Origin of the sequence: Stenotrophomonas mexicanensis, assembly GCF_032911605.1 — a bacterium.
In the GTDB taxonomy this organism is placed as follows: domain Bacteria; phylum Pseudomonadota; class Gammaproteobacteria; order Xanthomonadales; family Xanthomonadaceae; genus Stenotrophomonas; species Stenotrophomonas maltophilia_A.
The window spans coordinates 1-19,927 of the sequence record NZ_JAWJTG010000005.1 but is presented as its reverse complement, the minus strand read 5'-3'; the positions used below and the strand labels follow the sequence as shown (position 1 = coordinate 19,927).

The window sequence follows — 19,927 nt, the reverse complement described above, 5'->3', positions numbered from 1 at the left end:
CCCCATGCCTGTGGCTGCCCGCCGGAGAGGACTCCGGCGCCCACAACGAAGGCCATCGCGCTGATGGCCGCACCGATGCTCGATACCTACCGCGAGGTGGTGACGCCGGAGGGTGTGCCGCTGCAGTTGCCTGCCGCCGGCCCGGTACCGCGGGCGATGGCCTGGCTGGTCGATCTTGGCGTGCGCATCGCGGCACTGGTGCTGGTGTCCATTCCGCTGGCGCTGCTGGACAAGTTCGGCTCCGGCCTCTACCTGGTGCTGATGTTCCTGGTCTACTGGGCCTACCCGATCGTCTGCGAAGCGTTGTGGGGGCGCACACTGGGCAAGCGTGCGCTGGGGCTGCGCGTGCTGTCCCGCGATGGCGCGCCGGTAGGCTGGATGGCGGCGATCACCCGCAACCTGCTGCGCACGGTGGACATGCTGCCGTTCGGCTATGCGCTGGGCCTGATCAGCAGCCTGTTCGATCCGCATGGCCGCCGCCTTGGCGACCTGGTGGCGGGCACCGTGGTGGTGCACGCACCCGCGCTGTACCTGCCACCGCCGCCGACCATCGACAGCGTGCTGGCTCCGCCGCAGCCGCTGCGACCAGAGGAACAGGCTGCGCTGATGGCCTTCGCCGAGCGCGCGCCACGGTTGTCGGCGGCACGCCAGCAGGAGCTGGCCGGTATTGCCGAGCCACTGACCGGCACCCATGGCCAGGTCGGCGTGCTGCGCCTGTATGCGATGGCCAACTGGCTGCTGGGGCGGCGATGAAGCAGGAACAGTTCGTCGCCCGCTACCAGCAGGAATGGCAGGACCTGGAGCAGTGGCTGCTGCTGCGTGCTGGTGCCTCACGCCGCACGCGCCGCAAGGCCAGCGGCCTGGCACTGGACGACACCACCTTCCCGCAGCGCTACCGGCGGCTGTGCCAGCAACTGGCGCTGGCCCGCGAACGCGGCTACAGCCCGCAGCTGGTGCAGCGCCTGCAGCAGCTCATGCAGCAGGGCCACAGCGTGCTGTACCGCACGCCGCCGACGCGCTGGCGGGGTGCCCTGGAGTTCCTGGTGGCCGATTTCCCGCTGCTGGTGCGCAGCCAGGCGCGCAGCATGTGGGTGGCGCTGGCGATGTTCGCGCTGCCGGCGGTGGCCTGCTTCGTGCTGGTGCAGGTCTATCCGGACCTGATCCACATGCTGATGGACAACCGCCAGATCGCCGAGATGGAGCGCATGTACGATCCCGCCGCCGAGCGCCTGGGGCGTGACAGCGGCACCGACTGGATGATGTTCGGCCACTACATCATGAACAACATCAGCATCGCCCTGCGCACCTTCGCCAGCGGGCTGCTGGCTGGGCTGGGCACGCTGCTGGTGCTGTTGTTCAACGGCGTGATCATCGGTTCGGTGGCCGGTCACCTGCAGCACATCGGCCATGGCGACCCGTTCTGGCGCTTCGTGGTCGGCCACGGTGCCTTCGAGCTGACCGCGATCGTGATCGCCGGCGGTGCCGGTCTGCAGCTGGGCATGAAGCTGCTGGCACCGGGCCGGCGCAGCCGCCTGGATGCACTGGTCGAAGGCGGCCGCATCGGCGCACGGCTGTGCCTCGGCGTCGCCTTCATGCTGCTGGTGGCCGCCTTCATCGAAGCCTTCTGGTCCTCACTTGCCGAAGTACCGGCGTGGGGCAAGTTCAGCGTGGCCGGTGTGTTGTGGGCCGGCGTGCTGCTGTGGCTGTGGCGCGGCGGACGTGGAGGCGGCCATGCGCATTGACCGCCTGGACGTGGCGCTGCGCGCCCGCAGTGGCTGGGAAGCGATGGAGCTGGGCACCGCCCTGTCCCGCCGTCACGCGCGTGCGCTGTGGGGCAGCTGGCTGCTGGCCAGTGCACCGCTGTTCGTGATCTTCAACGCGCTGGGCTGGTGGCTGGATGCCTTCGGCTGGGCCTGGCTGGCGATGTGGTGGTGCAAGCCGCTGTTCGAACGCGCGCCGCTGTACGTGCTGTCGCGCGGCATTTTCGGTGAGCCGGTCGGCACGCTGGCCGCGCTGCGCGCGCAGCGCCACTGGGGCAACACCGGTTTCTGGGGCTACCTGGGCTGGCGTCGCTTCAGCGTTCTGCGCAGCCTGTGCCTGCCGGTGAACCTGCTGGAAGGCAACACACCGGGCCAACGCGGCCCACGCCGTCGTGCGGTGGCAGCCGGCGCAGTGGGCGCGGCACTGGTACTGACGGTGACCTGCCTGGCGTTCGAAGCCGTGTTGGTATCCGGCGCGATCGGTGCGGTGTTCATGTTCATGCCACTGGAGCTGATGTCCGAATCGTGGCGTGCGGCGTGGGACATGATTGGCAAGGACACGCCGGCATGGGCACGGCTGGGCTTCAACCTGGCGTGCTGGCTGGCCTCGGTGCTGATCGGCCCGTTCTTCGTCGGTGCGGGCTTTGGCCTGTACCTGAACCGTCGAACGCAGATGGAAGCCTGGGACGTCGAAATCGCCCTGCGCCGCCTGCGCGAGCGGCTGCTGCCGGCAGCATCGACGCTGGCGCTGCTGCTGTGGCTGGCACTGCCGCTGGTGTCCGCACCGGTGCATGCGCAGGACGCGCAGACGGTCGCGGAGCAGGCAGGCGATGCCGAAGAGGACGAAGACAGTGCGGAAGAACCGGCCACCGCGGCCAACGACCCCGCCAATACGCCGGCAATGATCTTCGGTACAGCGCCGGTGGACACCGCCGGTTTCCGTCAGGCAGTGAACCGCGCCTATGAAGACCCGCTGCAGCGCCCGACCCGCCAGGTCACCCGCTGGAAGCCGATCGAGCAGGCCGAGGAAGAAAAGAAGGAAGACAAGCAGCTGCAGCGTGACACCAACAGCAAAGGTGAACGCAAGGCGCGCAAGGACGGCATCGCCTGGCTGGCACGGCTGGCCGAATGGGGCCTTTGGGGCCTGCTCGGCATCCTGCTGCTGGTGCTGCTGCTGACCGCGCGGCTGTGGCTGCCGTGGCTGCGTGGCAGTGGCCGGCGCAAGGCCGACGCTGCACCGAAGGTGCTGGAGGAGCAGGTGGAGTTGCCGGTGGTGCTGCCGCCGGACGTGGCCACCCAGGCCGGCCTGCTCTGGGACCAGGGCCGGCCGCGGCAGGCGCTGGCCCTGCTGTACCGCGCCAGCGTGCGCACGGTGGGCGAGCGCAGCGGTATCGCGCTTCCACCCGGTGCCACCGAAGCGCAATGCCTGCGCGCATCGCGACGCATGCCCCAGGCCAGCGACCGTGACCTGTTCGCGCGCATTGTGCGCATGTGGCAGTACGCCGCCTACGGTGGCCGCCTGCCCAGCCGCGCCGATTTCGATGCATTGGCCGATACCCTGCGCCAGCAGTACGGATGGCAGGCATGAGTCCGCGCCTGTTCTGGTCGCTGCTGCTGGGCTTGCTGGTGCTGCTCGGTGTGCCGCTGACCATCCTCTACCTGCGCACGCACGAGCGGGTGACCGAGACGATCCGGCTGCCGCCACAGGGCGAGGCCGCCTACAACCCGCTGTACGTGCTCGGCCAGGCCCTGCGCGCCGATGGCATCGACGTGCATTCGCGACCGCGGCTGGAGTTGCAGCAGATGACGCTGGGGCGCCACGACACGGTGGTGCTGCTGCAGGACAGCAGCGAACTGCCGCCGCCCGTCGCCAGCGCACTGCTGGACTGGGTGGACGGTGGTGGCCACCTGCTGGTACGTACGCCGCCGCCGGCCGAGGACGATGCCGGCAGCACACAGGGCCCCCTGCTGGACCGGCTGGGCGTAGACAGCCTGTTCCAGCGCAGCGACTGCCAGGCCTTCCATGTCGACGACGATCCGGGCCACGTCGAATTCTGTGGTGGCCGCCGCTTCACCCTGGGCTTTGCCGCCAGTGCGCAGGCCGAACGCCGCTGGGGCACTGATCGCGACCTGGTGTTCGCGCGCCTGCGCCACGGCCAGGGCAGAGTGAGCGTGCTGGCCGACATGGAGTTCATGCGCAGCGAAGTGGACTCACCGGCAGCGCGCCTGGCGTCGGCAGGTGGCGGGGCCAGCGACGGCCTGCACGACGCGTCGCATCGCGACCTGACCCGCTACCTGCTCGATCCGAACTATGGCAAGGGTGCGGTCTGGCTGGTCTATGCCAGCCGCCCGCCGTCGCTGTGGTCGCGCATGTTCTATCAGGGCTGGCCGTTGTGGGCACCGTTGCTGCTGGCCCTGCTGGGCTGGCTGTGGGGCCGCTCGCAGCGCTTCGGCAGCCTGCTGCCGTCGCCGGTGCTGGAACGTCGTTCACTGCTGGAGCACGTGCGCGCCAGTGGCGAACTGCTGCTGCGCTTCGGTCACGGCATACGCCTGTACGAGGCGGTGCTCGCCCTGTTCCTGCACCGCCTGCGCCTGCGCGCACCGATTGCCGCCGCGCTGGATGGTGCGCCGCGCGATCAGGCCATCGCCGAGCTGCTGAAGTGGCCGCAGGGCCGCGTCGCCAGCGCGCTCACGCCCCCACCGCCGCACGATTCCTCCGCCCTGCGCGAGCGCATCCGCTTGCTGCTCCAGATGAGATCCCTGCTATGACTGAAGTCCCCGAGCTGCCGGCGGCTGCCAACGCCCGCCTGATCGAACGCGTCGATGCCATCCGCGATGCCGTCGGCCACGCCTTCATCGGCCAGGCCGATGTGCTGGACCAGATCCTGGTGGCCCTGCTCGCCGGTGGTCACGTGCTGATCGAGGGCGTGCCCGGGCTGGGCAAGACCCTGCTGGTGCGCGCACTGGCACAGGCCCTGGAACTGGATTACGGCCGCGTACAGTTCACCCCCGACCTGATGCCCAGCGACGTCAGTGGCCACGCGGTGTACGACCCGAAGAGCGAGAGCTTCAAGATCCGCCGCGGCCCGGTGTTCACCAACCTGCTGCTGGCCGACGAGATCAACCGTGCACCCGCCAAGACCCAGTCGGCGCTGCTGGAAGTGATGCAGGAAGGCCAGGTGACCATCGAAGGCAAGGCCTTCACCCTGGCGCCGCCGTTCATGGCGCTGGCCACGCAGAACCCGCTCGAGCAGGAAGGCACCTACCCGCTGCCGGAAGCACAGCTGGACCGCTTCCTGCTGAAGGTGCTGATCGACTACCCGCAGCTGGAGGACGAGAAACGCATGGTGACCGCGATCACCAGCGGCCGCGCCGCCAGCGATTTCGACCTGAGCCAGGTGCCACGCGTGCTCGGTGCTGGTGAGCTGCTGGAACTGCAGCGCGCCACTGCGGCGATCACCGTCGACGACGAAGTGATCGACTACGCGGTGCGGATTGTGGCGGCCACGAGGCAGTGGCCGGGTATCGCGGTCGGCGCTGGCCCGCGTGGCAGCATCGCGCTGGTGCGTGCCTCGCGTGCACAGGCGGTGCTGGCCGGTCGTGATTTCGTCACCCCGGATGATGTGCGCGACATCGCACGCCCGGCGCTGCGCCACCGCATCGCGCTGGCCCCGGAACTGCAGATCGAAGGCCAGGACGCCGACGACGTGCTGGGCGCGCTGCTGGCCAAGGTGGAAGCGCCGCGCCGATGAGGCCGGCCCCGCTGCTGCTGGCACTGCTGCTGGCCTGGGCTGCCCTGGGCGGTCTGGTGCTGGGCGGTCTGCTGCCGCGCTGGAGCTGGGCGCTGGCGGCGCTGGCGATTGCCGTGCCGGCGCTGATGGATCTGTGGCGCCAGTGGCGGCGTCCGTCGCCGCAGGTGCAGCGCGAACTGCCCGAAGCGCTGGCACTGGGCGTGCGCCGCGAGGCTGCACTGCGGCTGCAGGCGGACGCACTGATGACGGTGCAGGTGTTCGACCTGGTCCCCGGCGGCTGGCCGCTGGAATCACTGCCGCAGCGCGTGCGCCTGCAGGCCGGCAGTGCCTCCACCCTGCACTACCACCTGCAGCCGCTGCAGCGTGGGCATTTCCGCTTCGAAGGCGTGCACCTGCGCATGCGTTCACCGTGGCGGCTGTGGTGGCAGCAACGCACGCTGCCGCCCGCACTGGACGTGCGGGTCTATCCGAACTTCGTGCCGCTCACCCGCTTTGCATTGTTCAGTGCCGACCAAGCCTCGCGGCTGGTCGGTGCACACGTGAAGCGCCGCCGCGGCGAAGGCACCGACTTCCACCAGATGCGCGAGTACCGCATCGGCGACAGCCTGCGCCAGCTCGACTGGAAGGCCACCGCGCGTGCGCGCAAGCTGATCTCGCGCGAATACCAGGACGAGAAGAACCAGCAGCTGCTGCTGATGCTCGACAGCGGTCGGCGCATGCTGGCCAGCGAAGGCGGGCTCTCGCACTTCGACCATGCCTTGAACGCCTCGCTGGTGGTGGCTTACCTGGCGTTGCGCCAGGGCGACGCCGCCGGCCTGTTCGCCACCGGTGGCGAGCGCCGTTGGGTGGCGCCGCAGCGCGGCATGGGCACCGTCGAGCACCTGCTGCGCGCCAGCTACGACCTGCAGCCACGCGCGGTGGCCACCGACTACCTGGCCGCCGCTACCGAAGTGTCGCTGCGCCAGCGCCGGCGCGCGCTGGTGATGCTGGTCAGCAACGTGCGCGACGAAGACATCGAAGACCTGCTGGCGGCGGTGCGCCTGCTGCAGCAGCGCCATCTGGTATGCGTGGCCAGCCTGCGCGAGCGTGAGCTGGACGGCGTGCTGGACAGCGAAGTGCAGACACTGGAAGACGCCACCCAGGCAGGTGCAGCGGCGCTGTACCTGCAGCAGCGCGCGAAGGCACATGAGGCGCTGCGCAGCGAGAAGGTGATGGTGCTGGACGTAACCGCCGATGCCCTGCCCGGTGCGCTGGTGGAGCGCTACCTGGCGGTGAAGCGCGAAGGGCTGCTCTGATACCAGCGATCGCTCTGGTGGGGGCCAACAACGGTTGCCGGCCAGCGGCCGGCACTACCCCTGCAACAACCGACGCACCGCTCTGGTAGGTGCCAACCTTGGTTGGCACGAAACCCACAGCGCCGACCAGGGTCGGCATCTACGCACGGCGGTAGCCGGCCAGCGGCCGGCACTACCCCTGCAACAACCGACGCACCGCTCTGTTGGGTGCCAACCTTGGTTGGCACGGAATCAACGGCGCCGACCAAGGTCGGCATCTACCAACGCCGATTGCCGGCCAGCGGCCGGCACTACCCCTGCAACAACCGACGCACCGCTCTGGTAGGTGCCAACCTTGGTTGGCACGAAACCCACAGCGCCGACCAGGGTCGGCATCTACGCACGGCGGTAGCCGGCCAGCGGCCGGCACTACCCCTGCAACAGCCGACGCACCGCTCTGGTAGGTGCCAACCTTGGTTGGCACGGAATCAACGGCGCCGACCAAGGTCGGCCACTACCCACAGCGGTTGTTCTACGACCGGCGTCGGTTGCCCACGCCGGCCCGGGGGCGCCGCACTGTCATCAGACGTAGATCCGCGTCGGCGCCTCGTCAACGATCGCGTGCGGCACGAAGCGCGCGCTGTCGCGGGTGATCGCGCTGTCGTCTTCGCGGATACCGATGCCGCAGGCGTGGTCACCCACCACCCAGCTGCCGATCAGCGGGTAGCCGCCTTCGAAGCGGGTCAGCGGATGCGCACGCTGGATGATCGCCGGGCCGTCGTAGGGACCGTCGCTGCGTTGGGTGCTGCCATCGGCCAGGTGCATCTCGATGTTGGCGCCTTCGCGCGAGAACAGCGGCTTGCGCACCCAGCCCGACGCCAGCGTGCTGCCGTCATCGAAATGCGCTTCCAGCAGGTTCGGATGGCCCACGTTGCGCTGCCACAGCAGCGGCAGGATGCCCTTGTTGCTCAGCACCGCCTTCCACGCCGGCTCCAGCAGCTGCACGCCCGAGCCGGGCAGCGCGCGGCCGAACTCCTCGGCCATCAGGTCTTCCAGTGGGTACAGCTTGAACAGCGTGCCGATCACCGAATCGTCCAGCGCGGTGAAGCGTCCATCCTCGGACAGACCGATATCCTCGATGGCGATGGCCTGGCCATGCAGGCCGGCCTGCGACGCACAGTCGCGCAGGTACTCCACGGTGCCGCGGTCTTCTTCCGAACTGCCCACGGCGCTGAAATACAGCGGCGGCGGCAGCTGCGTGGCCAGTTCGCCGAAGCGTTCGACCAGCGCTTCGTGGATCGCGTTGAACTGGTCGGCATGCTGCGGCAGGCGACCGGTATTGCGCTGGTCTTCCAGCCATTGCCACTGGAAGAAGCTGGCCTCGAACAGCGAGGTCGGCGTGTCGTAGTTCAACTCGTACAGCTTGGCCGGGCCGGTACCGTCGTAGGCCAGGTCCAGGCGACCGTACAGATGCGGCTGGCGCTGGCGCCAGCTGTCGGCGATCCAGTCGCGGTAATGCGACGGAATCGCCAGCTGATCCATCAGGCGTTCGCTGCCGATGACATCGCCGACCAGGTCCAGCGCCATCTGGTGCAGCTCGGCGCTGGGGTCTTCGATGTCCTGCTCGATCTGGCGCAGGGTGAAAGCGTAATACGCGCTTTCATCCCAGTACGGCTGGCCGTCGATGGTGTGGAAGCGGAAACCCGCCTCTTCCGCGCGTGCCCGCCACTGGGCACGCTCGGCAATCCGGATACGCTGCATGGGTCGATCAGCCGCCGTAGCTGCCGCTGGTGCTGCGGCGTGCGCTGGTGTTGCCGAAGCCACCACGGCTGGCGGTGACCGCACGGTTCGGTTCGCTGGTGACCGGCGCCAGGCCCGCCTTGCCGGCGCCGATGCCGCTGGCGGTGTTCAGGCCGCCGCTGCCGCCCGGTGCCGGACGCGCCCAACCAGCGCTCTTGTCCTGGTAGGCCGGCGACGCCGCCGGCGCCTGCGGCGCGAGGCCGCCGCGGTTGCTCAGCATCTGCGACATGAAGAAGCCCATCATCATCGGGCCGATGAACGAGGTACCGGCCGAGGTGTGCTGCTGCACGCACTGTTCCGGCTTGTAGTCCTTCTCGCAGGCTTCCTTGCTGGCGTACTTCGGCGCCGCATCGGCGGCCTGCTTCTGCGCTTCGGCGAACGCATTGCGGCACGACGACGGATCGCCGGTGGCCTCGGTGCAGGCCTCCACCGAGGTGTACAGGCCTTCCTGCACCTTCACCTCCGGCTCCTTCTGGCAGGCGGTGAACAGCAGCGGTGCGGCGCTCATCAGCAGCAGCGCGGTGGTGCGGGAACGTTTCATGGCCTCATGCCCTGTCGACGGATCAATGCCCCAATGATGCCAAATCCGGACCAGCAACCGGAATCGGCAAAGTCCGAAAGATGAACGGACTTTCATTTTCGTCGGGCATTGGGGTCAGAGCCCATCGCACCGCGATGGGATCCGACCCCGGGCGGCTCACCGCTCTGGTAGGTGCCAACCTTGGTTGGCACACACGGCACGGCGCCGACCAAGGTCGGCATCTACCGAAAACGGGTGGTTGCAGCAGCAACCGAAAAAATTGGCCATGATCGGGCGACCCCCACGTTGTACGGCCCGCCCGTTCCGCCAGCCATGCCTGAATACCGCTCCCGCACCTCCACCGCCGGCCGCAACATGGCTGGCGCCCGCGCCCTGTGGCGTGCCACCGGCATGAAGGACGGCGACTTCCACAAGCCGATCATCGCCATCGCCAACTCCTTCACCCAGTTCGTGCCCGGCCACGTGCACCTGAAGGACCTCGGCCAGCTGGTCGCGCGCGAGATCGAACAGGTCGGCGGCGTCGCCAAGGAATTCAACACCATCGCCGTGGACGACGGCATCGCGATGGGCCACGACGGCATGCTGTATTCGCTGCCCAGCCGCGAGATCATCGCCGATGCCGTGGAGTACATGGTCAACGCGCACTGCGCCGACGCGCTGGTGTGCATCAGCAACTGCGACAAGATCACCCCCGGCATGCTGATGGCCGCGCTGCGCCTCAACATCCCGGTGGTGTTCGTCTCCGGCGGGCCGATGGAAGCAGGCAAGACCAAGCTGTCCGAGCACAAGCTGGACCTGGTCGATGCGATGGTGGTGGCCGCCGATGACAGCGCCTCCGACGAGAAGGTCGCCGCGTTCGAGCGCAGCGCCTGCCCCACCTGCGGCTCCTGCTCGGGCATGTTCACCGCCAACTCGATGAACTGCCTGACCGAAGCGCTGGGCCTGTCGCTGCCGGGCAATGGCACCACGCTGGCCACCCATGCCGACCGCGAGGCGCTGTTCCGCCGCGCCGGCCGTCTGATCGTCGAACTCTGCCACCGCTGGTATGGCGGCGAAGACCCGAGCGCGCTACCGCGCGGCATCGCCACCCAGGCCGCGTTCGCCAACGCGATGACCCTGGACATCGCCATGGGCGGTTCCACCAACACCATCCTGCATCTGCTGGCTGCCGCGCAGGAAGCGGAGGTCGACTTCGACCTGACCCACATCGACGCGCTGTCGCGGCGCGTACCGCAGCTGTGCAAGGTGGCGCCGAACACGCCGAAGTACCACATCGAGGACGTGCACCGCGCCGGCGGCGTGTTCGGCATCCTCGGTGAACTGGACCGCGCCGGCCTGCTCGAAACCACGGTGCCGACCGTGCACAGCGCCAGCCTGGCCGAAGCACTGGAACGCTGGGACGTGGTGCGCAGTGACAACGACACCCTGCATACCTTCTTCAAGGCTGGCCCGGCCGGCATCCCCACCCAGGAAGCCTTCAGCCAGGCCACGCGCTGGCCGACGCTGGACGTAGACCGCGCCGAGGGCTGCATCCGTTCGCTGCAGCACGCGTATTCGCTGGAAGGCGGGCTGGCCGTGCTTCGCGGCAACCTGGCCATCGATGGCTGCGTGGTGAAGACCGCCGGCGTGGACGAGTCGATCCATGTGTTCGAAGGCCCCGCGCGCGTCTACGAAAGCCAGGACGCCGCCGTCGCCGGCATCCTCGCTGACGAGGTGCAGCCGGGCGAGGTGGTGGTCATCCGCTACGAAGGCCCGAAGGGCGGTCCCGGCATGCAGGAGATGCTGTACCCGACCAGCTATCTGAAATCGAAGGGGCTGGGCAAGCAATGTGCGTTGCTCACCGATGGCCGCTTTTCCGGCGGAACCTCGGGCCTGTCGATCGGCCACGTCTCGCCGGAAGCCGCCAGCGGCGGTGTCATCGGCCTGGTGGAAAACGGCGACCGCATCCGCATCGACATCCCGGCCCGCCGCATCGACCTGCTGCTGGATGAGGCCACGCTGGCCCAGCGCCGCGCCGACGCCGATGCCCGCGGCTGGAAGCCGCGCGCACCGCGCCCGCGCAAAGTCACCAGCGCGCTGAAGGCTTACGCGCTGCTCGCCACCAGCGCCGACAAGGGCGCCGTACGCAACACCGCGCTGCTCGGCGATTGACCCCCGTGCGGTAGTGCCGGCCGCTGGCCGGCATCTGCACAATGCGTCTGCACATCAATGAGGTTGCCGGCCAGCGGCCGGCGCTACCCCTCCTGATCCGTTATGGTGGTCCAGGAAGTCACCAACACGGAGGTTGAGATGATGTTGCTTTCCTTTGCGCTGGCCGCTGCCCTGGGCACGTCGGCAGAACCGTCCAAAGCCCCCGACTGCAGCTACGACCGTGCCGCGATGCTGGCGATGGAACCGGATGCGTTCGATCAGGACATGGAAGGCGGCTGGCGCACGCTGGCCGACCGTGGCTGCCACCGCGAAGCCGCTGACCTTCTCGCCGCCTATGCTGCGTTGCCGAAGGCTGCAGGCAACTCCATGATTCTGTGGCATGAAGGCCAGATGCGTGCGGAGGCGGGCCAGTACCCGCAGGCGGTGGCGCTGATGCAGCGCACCTACAAGCCCACCGACACCGATCCCGGTTACTGGAACGCCTACGTGGACGGCACGATCGCCTTCCTGCAGCGCGATCGTGCGGCGCTGGAGAAAGCGCGTGCAAGGTTGATCGCGATTCCTGCGCCGGAGCAGATTGCCAGGGCGCTGAAGGATGGGCGCTATCACTTCACGACCGCCGGCGGGCAGAAGGTGGATGCGCCGTGGCCGCCGAACCTGGACGTGCTCGATGGCTTCCTGCGCTGCTTTGATCGCGATTACCACAATGCGATGGGCAACCAGTCCTGCCGGAATCCGGAGGGCGGTTGAGCGACAGAGTGCGTGGTGGGGTTAGAGCCTTTCCTGCGGAAGGGATCCGACCCCGTGTCAGCCGATCACACGCTTGAACGGTGGCAGCGCGTCGATGATGCGCTTGCCGTAGCGGCGGGTCAGCAGCCGCGAATCGAGGATCACCACGCGGCCGGTGTCGGTGGAGGTGCGGATCAGGCGGCCGGCGAACTGGGTCAGCGTGCGCAGCGCGTGCGGAATCGCGATCAGGTTGAAGGCGTTGAGCCCACGCCCCTCGAACCATTCACTGAGCGTGGCGGTCTGCGGATCGGTCGGCACCGCGAACGGCACCTGGGTGATCACCACCGTGGTGCAGGCCTCACCGGGCAGGTCGAGGCCTTCGCCGAACGAATTCAGCCCGAACAGCACCGAGCCTTCGCCTGCCGCCACGCGGCGCAGATGCTCGTCGATCAGCCGGGTCTTGGACATCTCGCCCTGCACCAGCACCTGCTTGCGGCGCGCGGCCGACATCAGTCCGGCCACCTTCTCCATCTTCCAGCGCGAGGTGAACAGCACCATCGAGCCCTTGGCCCAGTCCAGTTCGGTGTCCAGGTAGCGCGCCACTTCGCGCGGGTGGCCTTCGCGGTCGTCCGGCGTGACCGGGAACTTCGGCACGATCAGCTCGGCCTGGTTGGGCAGGTCGAACGGCGACGACAGCGAGACCATCTCGGCCTCTTCGGGAATGCCGTTGTCGATCGCCAGCGACTGGAAATCGCCACCGCCGGTCAACGTCGCCGAGGTCATCACCACCGAATCCACTTCATCCCACAGCAGCTTGCGCAGCACGTGCGCGGCCGATACCGGCGAGCCGTGCAGCACCAGATCGCCGTCGCGGGTGGCGGTGACCCAGCGTGCCATCGGCGGTGCGCCGTCCTTGTCTTCGCGGCGCCACGCCTGCCACAGGTTGTACTGCTGCTCGATCATTTCCAGCGCCATGCCCAGGTTGCGCTGCAGGCGCTCGCGCGCGGCATCGTCCTGCTTGCCCTTGGCAACCTGCGCGGTGGCGGCATGCGCCCAGTTGTAGAGGCTGCGGGTATCGTCGGCCAGGGCCTCGATCGGCTCGCGCCAGGCCTCGGGCAGGCGCCCGTTGGCCGCGCGCCACATCGGCTCTTCGTCCGCCGGTGCCGGCATCCATACCCGTTCGATGTGGTCGCGGAACGCACGCAGCTGCTTGGCCACGTTGCTGGCGACGTCGATCGCTTCGTTGGGCAGCAGGTTGCCCAAGCGATCCTTGTCGACCGCGCGGTAGGCGCCGGCAATCAGGATCTGCAGGCGACCGGTGCGCTTGGCCATCTCGTCCAGCGCCAGGCTGGCCGCGCCCTGATCGATCGCCACGTTGCCGATGTGATGACCTTCGTCCAGCACCAGCAGCATGTCCGACGGCGGCGCGATCAACGGCTGGCCGTTGTCGCTGTCGCCGATCGACAGCGCTGACAGCAGCAGCGCGTGGTTGGTGACCACGATCTGCGCATCGCGCACCGTGTTGCGCGAACGCAGCACCGCGCACTGCGCCGAATAGGCACAGCGGCGCCCGGCACAGCCCGAGGCCGGCGTGGTGATGCGGCTGCGCAGGCCGGGACTGATGGTCTCCGGCGCGTTGTCGATGTCGCCATCCCAGCTGCCACCGGTGAAGGCATCGGTCAGGCGCTTGGCGATGTCCATCTCGATCGGCGCCAGCGGCCGGTCGAACAAGGGCGCGTCATCCTCAAACATGCCGCCCTGGGAGCCCTCGCCCTGCGCTTCGGCAGCGTTGCGCGTGCACAGGTAGCGGGTACGGCCCTTGGCCAGCGCGACGGTCGCTTCCAGGCCGGTGGCTTTCAGGAAATTCGGGATATCGCGCTCGACCAGCTGCGACTGCAGCGCCACGGTGCCGGTGCTGATCACCAGCTTCTTCTTGCTGGCCAGCGCGATCGGTACGCCTGCGGTGAGGTAGCCCAGGCTCTTGCCGACGCCGGTGGGCGCTTCGACCACGCCGACGCCACCGCTTTTCGACAGCGCACGCGACACCACGCCGATCATCTGGCTCTGCGAGCGACGGGTGGAGAAGCCGGGGGTATTGGCCTGCAGCGTCGTGTACGCCTTGCGGATCGCGTCCTTCAAGGTGTCATCAAGCGTGCGCGGAGCGGCGACGGTTTCGGTCACGCCGGGAAGTACCGTGGCTGGATCAGGCCGGTCATTGTCGCATGGCCGGCCGCGTTCACCGTCGCTGGCACTCTGAACGGGCCAGCGACGACGCCAGGCGGCGGTCACGGTCCGATGGGCGGACCACCCAAGGGCCAGATACGCCGGGCATGGCCCGGCGCTACCGGTCAGGATGCCGGGATCGTGCGGGTACGCAGCAGGCGCACCAGCGCCCACACCAGCAGCACCACGCCGATGGCCTCGACCATCGCCAGCGCGAAGTGCAGCACGCCAAGGATGGCACTCATGCCCGAGATGGCGTCGAAGTTGCCGCTGTTGATCAACCACATCGGCAGGATGCCGGCGGCCATGCTGCCGAGGCTGGACAGCAGCAACAGCACCAGGCCGACCAGGGCGCCGGTGCGGGTGGCATCGCGCGGTGCGCCGACCACCCAGACCAGGCCCACGCACAGTGCGATCAGCACCGGCAGGCGCACGCCCACGATGCTCAGCACCGTCACCATCAGGGTCGTGTTGTCCATCGATCAGTCCTCGCCGGCCAGCACGGCCGAGCCCTGCCGCAGCGTCTGGTAGACCTCGTCGGTCTGCGGACGCACACCGTGCCACTGCAGGAAGCTCTCGGCCGCCTGCTCGACCAGCATGCCCAGGCCATCCACAGTATTGCGGCAGTTCGCTGCGCGCGCCCAGGCCAGGAAGGCGATGGCGGCCTCGCCGTAGTTCAGGTCGACGGCGGTGGTCATCGAGTTGACCAGCGACAACGGCAGCTTGAACTCGACGTCGCGGTCGCGGCCGGCCGAGGTGGCATTGACGATCAGTTCGAAGTCGCCCAGCTCGCGCAGGTCTTCCCAGTAGCGGCTGATCGCGCGGCCCGGTTCGCCCATCGCGTCGATCAGTTCATCGGCGCGTTCCGGCGTGCGGTTGACCACCACCAGCTCGGTGATGCCGGCATCAAGGAAGGCCGGAGCGACGCTGCGCGCGGAGCCGCCGGCACCGATCAGCAGCATGCGGCGGCCACGCAGGTCCAGGCCATGGCGGTCGGTCAGGTCACGCACCAGGCCGATGCCGTCGGTGGTGTCGCCATGCCAGCGGTCGCCCTTGCGCAGCAGCGTGTTGACCGAGCCGGCGCGGCGCGCACGTGCAGTCAGCGTGGTGCACACCGAGAACGCGGCTTCCTTGTGCGGCGAGGTGACGTTGGCACCGACACCGCCGTCGGCGGCGAAGGCTTCCAGGCCGGCCAGGAACGCATCCGGGGCCAGGTCGATCGCGCGGTAATCCACCGCGATGCCTTCCTGGCGACCGAACGTCGCGTGGATCTGCGGCGACTTCGAGTGGGCAACGGGGTGTCCGAAGACGGCGTAACGGTCGGTCATGGAATCCTCAAGCTGGCTAGACTGATGCTCTTTCGTGCACGGACCCGGATGATGCGCATCACCCCGCCCCTGCTGGTGCTTGCCGCCAGTCTACTCTCTGCCCCCGTGGCGATGGCGTTGAACGAGTACGGCATCGAAGGCATGGGCGTGGTCTCGACCCGTGCCGACGAGGGCCGCGCCACGATCAGCGCCGATGGCCAGCGCATCGTCTTCGCCCGCCGTGGCGAGGCCGGTTGGGGGCTGTGGGAGGCGCGCGTGGTCGACGGCCGCTGGCAGCAGGCGCAGGCACTGCCGGTAGGCGTGGCCGGTGAGGCCCGTGATCCCTACTTCAGCCGTGACGGCCGCTGGCTGCTGTTCACGGCCGGCGGCGAGGGCAAGCTGGCGCTGTATCGGGCCGCGCTGGCTGCCGATGGCCGGCTGGGCAGCGCGCAGGCCCTGGCCGGTGATGGCGGGCGCCGGGAAGAGCGCGGGCCGGCTCTGAGCATGGACGGCCAGCGGCTGTTGTTTGCTCGGCAGCAGGGCGGTGGCGCGGGCTGGGACCTGTTCGTGACCACGTTGGATGCCCAGGGCAGGCGTGGCCCTGCAACGGCGTTGACCGCGTTGAACAGCGCCGATGACGAGACCGATGGCGATTGGCTGGGCCATGACGGCGCGGTGGTGTTCAGCCGCGGCAGCGGCAGCACCGCGCAGGTGTGGAGCAGCGGCTGTGCGTGGACCGGTGCGCCGCTGCAGCCATTGGGGCTGTCGTTCAACCAGGCCGGCGGCTGGACCGGCGCGCCGGTGATCGACAACGCCAAGCCCGGCGAGATGATGGTCGCCAGCAGTGCGGCGAAGGCACCGCGTGCCGGTGGCGTGGACGTGTACCGGTTGGCCGTGCCGAAGGTGGCGGCGGTTGCGGGGTGCGTGCCGGGCGCACGTTGACGGCAAACGCCAACCAAGGTTGGCGGCTACCAGGGCGATGGAGGCGCCAGGTGCGTGCGGTAGATCCACGCCGTGCGTGAATGGCCGCTTGGTAGATGCCAACCTTGGTTGGCATGCGGGAAAGTGCCAACCAAGGTTGGCACCCACCCGTCAGCGCGACAACACCTTGGCGCGCTGCTGCTCGTACTCGATCTCGCTCAGCTGGCCATTGTCCTTGCGCTGGTTCAACGCGGCCAGTTCGGCCTGCACGCTGTCCGGCAGGGCCTGCTCACGGGCGACATGGCGGGCGGCGGAGAGCTGCTCCGGCGGGCGCTTGCCGGCCCGCCAGGCAGCGATGAAGACACCGACGATGATGGCGCCGAACACCAGCGTACCGATGCCCCAGATCAGCCATTGCATCCATCCCAGTTCGGGTCCCATCGCGTAATCCTCCGTCTATCGTGGCGCTATTGTCAGCGCTCGCGCAGCCATCGCGCCACCTGCGGCGCGAAATAGGTCAGCACGCCATCGGCGCCGGCCCGCTTGAAGCCCAGCAGTGACTCCAGCACGCAGGCGCGTTCGTCCAGCCAGCCATTGGCGAAAGCCGCCTTCATCATCGCGTACTCGCCACTCACCTGGTAGGCGAAGGTCGGCACGCCGAATTTTTCCTTCACCCGGCGCACCAGGTCCAGGTACGGCATGCCCGGCTTGACCATCACCATGTCGGCGCCCTCTTCCAGGTCCAGCGCGATCTCGCGCAGGGCCTCGTCGCCGTTGGCAGGGTCCATCTGGTAGGTCTTCTTGTCGGCCTTGCCGAGGCTGGCGGCGCTGCCCACCGCATCACGGAACGGACCGTAGAACGCCGAGGCGTACTTGGCCGAGTAGGCCATGATGCGCACGTTGATGTGGTTGTCGGCATCCAGCGCACGACGGATCGCGCCGATGCGGCCGTCCATCATGTCCGACGGCGAGACGATGTCCACACCGGCCTCGGCGTGCGATACCGACTGCTTGACCAGCGCCTCGACGGTGATGTCGTTCAGCACATAGCCCTTGTCGTCGATGATGCCGTCCTGGCCGTGGGTGGTGTACGGGTCCAGCGCCACGTCGGTCATCACCCCCAGTTCCGGGAAGCGCGACTTCAGCGCACGGATCGCACGCTGCGCCAGGCCGTCCTCGGCCCACGCCGCCGACGCGTCCAGCGACTTCAGCGACGGGTCGATCACCGGGAACAGGTCGATCACCGGAATGCCCAGCTCCAGCGCCTCTTCGGCCACCTTCAGCAGTTCTTCGATCGACAGCCGCTCCACGCCCGGCATCGACGGCACCGCGGTGCGGCCAGCCAGTTCGTGCACGAACACCGGGTAGATCAGGTCGTCGGTGGTCAGCGTGTTCTCACGCATCAGGCGGCGCGAGAACTCGTCATGGCGCATGCGGCGCGGTCGGTAAAGCGGGTGGGACATGGCAGGCTCCGAGGAGTGGCTATTGCAACAGGTAGCCCTGCGGCAGCAGGGGTTCGGGCAATGGGCGTTCGCCGAGCGCGTCGAGCTGGTCGATCTCGATCGTGCGCACCAGCGCGTCCAGCGGCAGGTCGTTCGGCTCCAGGCCGAACGGGTCTTCCATTTCTTCGCCCAGCTGGTCCAGGCCGAAGAAGGCATAGGCCAGCACCGCCGACAGCACCGGCGTGCCCCAGCCCAGCGAACTGGCCAGGCCGAACGGCAGCAGCACGCAGAACATCCACGCGCAGCGGTGCAGCAGCAGGGTGTAGGCGAACGGCAGCGGTGTGGTGAGGATGCGCTCGCAGCCGGCCTGGATCGACGACATCGCATGCAGGCGCTCTTCCAGCTGGGTGTAGAGGATCGGGTCGAGGTCACCGGCGCGCAGGGCCTGCGCCAGTTCCGCAGCGATCATCGAGAGCAGCGCGTCGGGCACGTTCTCGCGCTGCCCGAGTTGTTCGCGCTGGCGCTTGTCCAGCCACGGCAGGGCCATCAGCGCCACGATGCGCCCGCGCAGGCGACCGGCCAGTGCATGAGCGAAGGCGGTGGTGAGGTAGGCGATGCGGCGGCGGCGGCCGGTGTCATCGGCCAGCAGCAGGTTCACCTGGCGGGCCAGCGAGCGCGATTCGTAGACCAGCTGGCCCCACAGCTTGCGGCCTTCCCACCAGCGCTCGTAGCAGGCGCTGTTGCGGAAGCTGAGGAAGATCGACAGGACCAGGCCGAGCAGGGTGAACGGCGTGACGGAAACGCGTTCGATGCCGGTGGGCGGCGCCAGTTCCACCACCGCAGCCACGGCAATGGACAGGATCAGGATGGCCAGCACCTTGGGCGCGATCGCTTTGACGATCGAACCGCGCAGGATGTAAAGCAGTTGCCAGCCGTGGGGACGGGGTCGGATGATCATGAGGCAGCCGCGCCGGGCGCGGATTCACAGGCACGCGGGGGGCTCGCGCAGCCATTCATTGTACGCCCCTGCCCGGCCATGGACCGTGCGCCTGCGACGCCCTGTCGCACCCGGGTGTGGGCTCAGATCACGCCGCCCCCCAGGCCGAGGCGGAGGATGCCCACCACCACCACGATGCCGTTCAGGACCAGGCCGGCCCAGGCCCGGCCACGCTTGCTCGGGTGGGTGAACAGGATGCCGAGCGCGGCGATGACCGCGCCCACCGCAGCGAACGGGATCAGGAACCAGTTGCCCCAGCCCAGCAGTGGAATCAGCGCCAGGATCATCCACAACAGCGCCAGTACGCCCCACAACAGACTGATCACACCCATGCCGCTCTCCCGCAGTTGGTTCCTGCCCCAACCATAGACGTTCCCGCTGCCGCCGCCTACTGCCATTGGCGGGGCTGTCACCCCCGCCGTGCTAGCGTGCTGCCGTGCGTGCCCTGGCCCGGGTGTTGGCGCCGATTCAGAGTGGCCCGCCGATGATCGCAACCAGTCCTACAGGGGTCGTGCCATGAACATCCGTTGGGCCGCGTTGGCGGCCATCCTGCTGGTCGCCGCTGGCTGTGCCAGTACCTCCAAGGTGATGCTGGGCCGCGCCCGCGCACCGATCGATCCGGCGCTGGTGCAGATCTATTCGACGCCACCGGCCGGTTCACAGGAAATCGCCCAGCTGGAATCGGCGTCCGCCGTCGGCTTCGGCACCCAGGGCCAGACTGATGCCGCCGTGGCACGCCTGAAGCGTGAGGCCGCCGCGCTCGGCGCCAATGGCGTGGTGTTGATGGGCGTGGGCAGCAGTGGCTCGCCGGTGGGCATGTCGGTCGGCGCCGGCACGTTCGGCTCGCACGTCGGTGGCGGCGTCGGCATCGGTATTCCGACCACGCAGAAGCGCGCCGCCGGCGTCGCGATCTGGGTGCCGAATCCGGCACCGCCCGCGCGGTTGCCGACACAAGTGATTACGCCGCAACCGCAGCGGTGACCCGAGAGGGTCACCGCCGGTAGTGCCGGCCGCTGGCCGGCAACCTCAT

At 68.5% G+C, this 19,927-nt stretch carries 19 protein-coding genes; 10 read left to right on the top strand and 9 right to left on the bottom strand.

Features of this window, described 5'->3' with window-relative positions; genetic code table 11:
* Window positions 1-63: 63 nt before the first annotated feature.
* From R1L06_RS03955 to R1L06_RS03930, 6 genes are read left to right on the top strand one after another with little or no spacing between them, the layout of a single operon-like run.
* Entirely contained in the window at window positions 64-753 is a 690-nt protein-coding gene (locus tag R1L06_RS03955; RefSeq protein ID WP_049400866.1) for an RDD family protein, read from the top strand.
* A complete protein-coding gene (locus R1L06_RS03950) occupies window positions 750-1,742 on the top strand; it encodes a stage II sporulation protein M (protein WP_032129115.1) in 993 nt (330 codons plus the stop codon). The genes R1L06_RS03955 and R1L06_RS03950 overlap by 4 nt, the downstream gene beginning before the upstream one ends.
* The gene (locus tag R1L06_RS03945) at window positions 1,732-3,348 is read left to right on the top strand and encodes a DUF4129 domain-containing protein (protein ID WP_317216958.1); all 1,617 of its coding nucleotides are present in this window, start codon (window positions 1,732-1,734) and stop codon (window positions 3,346-3,348) included. Before R1L06_RS03950 ends, R1L06_RS03945 begins: the two co-directional genes overlap by 11 nt.
* Window positions 3,345-4,529 carry a DUF4350 domain-containing protein gene (locus R1L06_RS03940; RefSeq protein WP_317216957.1) on the top strand — a complete coding sequence of 395 codons (1,185 nt, stop codon included), beginning with the start codon at window positions 3,345-3,347 and terminating at the stop codon, window positions 4,527-4,529. Before R1L06_RS03945 ends, R1L06_RS03940 begins: the two co-directional genes overlap by 4 nt.
* Entirely contained in the window at window positions 4,526-5,512 is a 987-nt protein-coding gene (locus R1L06_RS03935; protein WP_005411535.1) for an AAA family ATPase, read from the top strand. The genes R1L06_RS03940 and R1L06_RS03935 overlap by 4 nt, the downstream gene beginning before the upstream one ends.
* On the top strand, window positions 5,509-6,807 hold the full coding sequence (locus R1L06_RS03930) for a DUF58 domain-containing protein (RefSeq protein WP_317216956.1): 1,299 nt from the start codon (window positions 5,509-5,511) through the stop codon (window positions 6,805-6,807). Before R1L06_RS03935 ends, R1L06_RS03930 begins: the two co-directional genes overlap by 4 nt.
* 561 nt (window positions 6,808-7,368) lie before the next feature.
* On the opposite strand, the gene R1L06_RS03925 is transcribed toward R1L06_RS03930, so the two are convergent.
* A complete protein-coding gene (locus R1L06_RS03925; RefSeq protein ID WP_317216955.1) occupies window positions 7,369-8,547 on the bottom strand; it encodes a glutathionylspermidine synthase family protein in 1,179 nt (392 codons plus the stop codon).
* 7 nt (window positions 8,548-8,554) lie between these two features.
* Window positions 8,555-9,127 (bottom strand): DUF1190 domain-containing protein, encoded by a 573-nt coding sequence (locus R1L06_RS03920; RefSeq protein ID WP_014038869.1) that lies wholly within the window; start codon window positions 9,125-9,127, stop codon window positions 8,555-8,557.
* A gap of 312 nt (window positions 9,128-9,439) precedes the next feature.
* Between R1L06_RS03920 and ilvD the strand changes: the two genes are divergently transcribed.
* Entirely contained in the window at window positions 9,440-11,278 is a 1,839-nt protein-coding gene (gene ilvD, locus R1L06_RS03915) for a dihydroxy-acid dehydratase (protein WP_049424111.1), read from the top strand.
* A 138-nt stretch (window positions 11,279-11,416) separates the two neighbouring features.
* Window positions 11,417-12,028 carry a hypothetical protein gene (locus tag R1L06_RS03910; RefSeq protein WP_317216954.1) on the top strand — a complete coding sequence of 204 codons (612 nt, stop codon included), beginning with the start codon at window positions 11,417-11,419 and terminating at the stop codon, window positions 12,026-12,028.
* A 57-nt stretch (window positions 12,029-12,085) separates the two neighbouring features.
* On the opposite strand, the gene dinG is transcribed toward R1L06_RS03910, so the two are convergent.
* The 3 genes from dinG to aroE form a co-directional block, all read right to left on the bottom strand.
* Window positions 12,086-14,188, bottom strand: a complete 2,103-nt coding sequence (gene dinG, locus R1L06_RS03905) for an ATP-dependent DNA helicase DinG (RefSeq protein WP_317216953.1) — start codon at window positions 14,186-14,188, stop codon at window positions 12,086-12,088.
* 167 nt (window positions 14,189-14,355) lie between these two features.
* Window positions 14,356-14,709 (bottom strand): hypothetical protein, encoded by a 354-nt coding sequence (locus tag R1L06_RS03900; protein WP_049400872.1) that lies wholly within the window; start codon window positions 14,707-14,709, stop codon window positions 14,356-14,358.
* Window positions 14,710-14,712: 3 nt separating this feature from the next.
* Window positions 14,713-15,558 (bottom strand): shikimate dehydrogenase, encoded by an 846-nt coding sequence (gene aroE, locus R1L06_RS03895; protein ID WP_071228545.1) that lies wholly within the window; start codon window positions 15,556-15,558, stop codon window positions 14,713-14,715.
* 48 nt (window positions 15,559-15,606) lie between these two features.
* Between aroE and R1L06_RS03890 the strand changes: the two genes are divergently transcribed.
* Window positions 15,607-16,479, top strand: a complete 873-nt coding sequence (locus R1L06_RS03890; RefSeq protein WP_317216952.1) for a TolB family protein — start codon at window positions 15,607-15,609, stop codon at window positions 16,477-16,479.
* 150 nt (window positions 16,480-16,629) lie between these two features.
* Here the strand turns inward: R1L06_RS03890 and R1L06_RS03885 are convergent, their stop codons facing one another.
* From R1L06_RS03885 to R1L06_RS03870, 4 genes are all read right to left on the bottom strand, one after another.
* Window positions 16,630-16,899: a hypothetical protein gene (locus tag R1L06_RS03885; protein ID WP_049400875.1), complete on the bottom strand. Its 270-nt coding sequence runs from the start codon at window positions 16,897-16,899 to the stop codon at window positions 16,630-16,632.
* Between the two features lie 32 nt (window positions 16,900-16,931).
* A complete protein-coding gene (gene hemB / locus R1L06_RS03880; protein WP_032129123.1) occupies window positions 16,932-17,921 on the bottom strand; it encodes a porphobilinogen synthase in 990 nt (329 codons plus the stop codon).
* Between the two features lie 19 nt (window positions 17,922-17,940).
* The gene (locus R1L06_RS03875) at window positions 17,941-18,858 is read right to left on the bottom strand and encodes a bestrophin family protein (protein ID WP_010482217.1); all 918 of its coding nucleotides are present in this window, start codon (window positions 18,856-18,858) and stop codon (window positions 17,941-17,943) included.
* Between the two features lie 122 nt (window positions 18,859-18,980).
* Window positions 18,981-19,229, bottom strand: a complete 249-nt coding sequence (locus R1L06_RS03870; RefSeq protein WP_006475755.1) for a hypothetical protein — start codon at window positions 19,227-19,229, stop codon at window positions 18,981-18,983.
* 184 nt (window positions 19,230-19,413) lie between these two features.
* Between R1L06_RS03870 and R1L06_RS03865 the strand changes: the two genes are divergently transcribed.
* Complete coding sequence (locus R1L06_RS03865; RefSeq protein WP_014038879.1) at window positions 19,414-19,878, top strand: hypothetical protein; 465 nt, start codon at window positions 19,414-19,416, stop codon at window positions 19,876-19,878.
* Window positions 19,879-19,927: the final 49 nt, after the last annotated feature.

Bases quoted from the DNA above. Each gene is read 5' to 3' on its own strand.
- R1L06_RS03955 (WP_049400866.1), top strand. From the start codon at position 64: ATGGCCGCACCGATGCTCGATACCTACCGCGAGGTGGTGACGCCGGAG.
- R1L06_RS03950 (WP_032129115.1), top strand. From the start codon at position 750: ATGAAGCAGGAACAGTTCGTCGCCCGCTACCAGCAGGAATGGCAGGAC.
- R1L06_RS03945 (WP_317216958.1), top strand. From the start codon at position 1,732: ATGCGCATTGACCGCCTGGACGTGGCGCTGCGCGCCCGCAGTGGCTGG.
- R1L06_RS03940 (WP_317216957.1), top strand. From the start codon at position 3,345: ATGAGTCCGCGCCTGTTCTGGTCGCTGCTGCTGGGCTTGCTGGTGCTG.
- R1L06_RS03935 (WP_005411535.1), top strand. From the start codon at position 4,526: ATGACTGAAGTCCCCGAGCTGCCGGCGGCTGCCAACGCCCGCCTGATC.
- R1L06_RS03930 (WP_317216956.1), top strand. From the start codon at position 5,509: ATGAGGCCGGCCCCGCTGCTGCTGGCACTGCTGCTGGCCTGGGCTGCC.
- R1L06_RS03925 (WP_317216955.1), bottom strand. From the start codon at position 8,547: ATGCAGCGTATCCGGATTGCCGAGCGTGCCCAGTGGCGGGCACGCGCG.
- R1L06_RS03920 (WP_014038869.1), bottom strand. From the start codon at position 9,127: ATGAAACGTTCCCGCACCACCGCGCTGCTGCTGATGAGCGCCGCACCG.
- ilvD (WP_049424111.1), top strand. From the start codon at position 9,440: ATGCCTGAATACCGCTCCCGCACCTCCACCGCCGGCCGCAACATGGCT.
- R1L06_RS03910 (WP_317216954.1), top strand. From the start codon at position 11,417: ATGATGTTGCTTTCCTTTGCGCTGGCCGCTGCCCTGGGCACGTCGGCA.
- R1L06_RS03900 (WP_049400872.1), bottom strand. From the start codon at position 14,709: ATGGACAACACGACCCTGATGGTGACGGTGCTGAGCATCGTGGGCGTG.
- aroE (WP_071228545.1), bottom strand. From the start codon at position 15,558: ATGACCGACCGTTACGCCGTCTTCGGACACCCCGTTGCCCACTCGAAG.
- R1L06_RS03890 (WP_317216952.1), top strand. From the start codon at position 15,607: ATGATGCGCATCACCCCGCCCCTGCTGGTGCTTGCCGCCAGTCTACTC.
- R1L06_RS03885 (WP_049400875.1), bottom strand. From the start codon at position 16,899: ATGGGACCCGAACTGGGATGGATGCAATGGCTGATCTGGGGCATCGGT.
- hemB (WP_032129123.1), bottom strand. From the start codon at position 17,921: ATGTCCCACCCGCTTTACCGACCGCGCCGCATGCGCCATGACGAGTTC.
- R1L06_RS03875 (WP_010482217.1), bottom strand. From the start codon at position 18,858: ATGATCATCCGACCCCGTCCCCACGGCTGGCAACTGCTTTACATCCTG.
- R1L06_RS03870 (WP_006475755.1), bottom strand. From the start codon at position 19,229: ATGGGTGTGATCAGTCTGTTGTGGGGCGTACTGGCGCTGTTGTGGATG.
- R1L06_RS03865 (WP_014038879.1), top strand. From the start codon at position 19,414: ATGAACATCCGTTGGGCCGCGTTGGCGGCCATCCTGCTGGTCGCCGCT.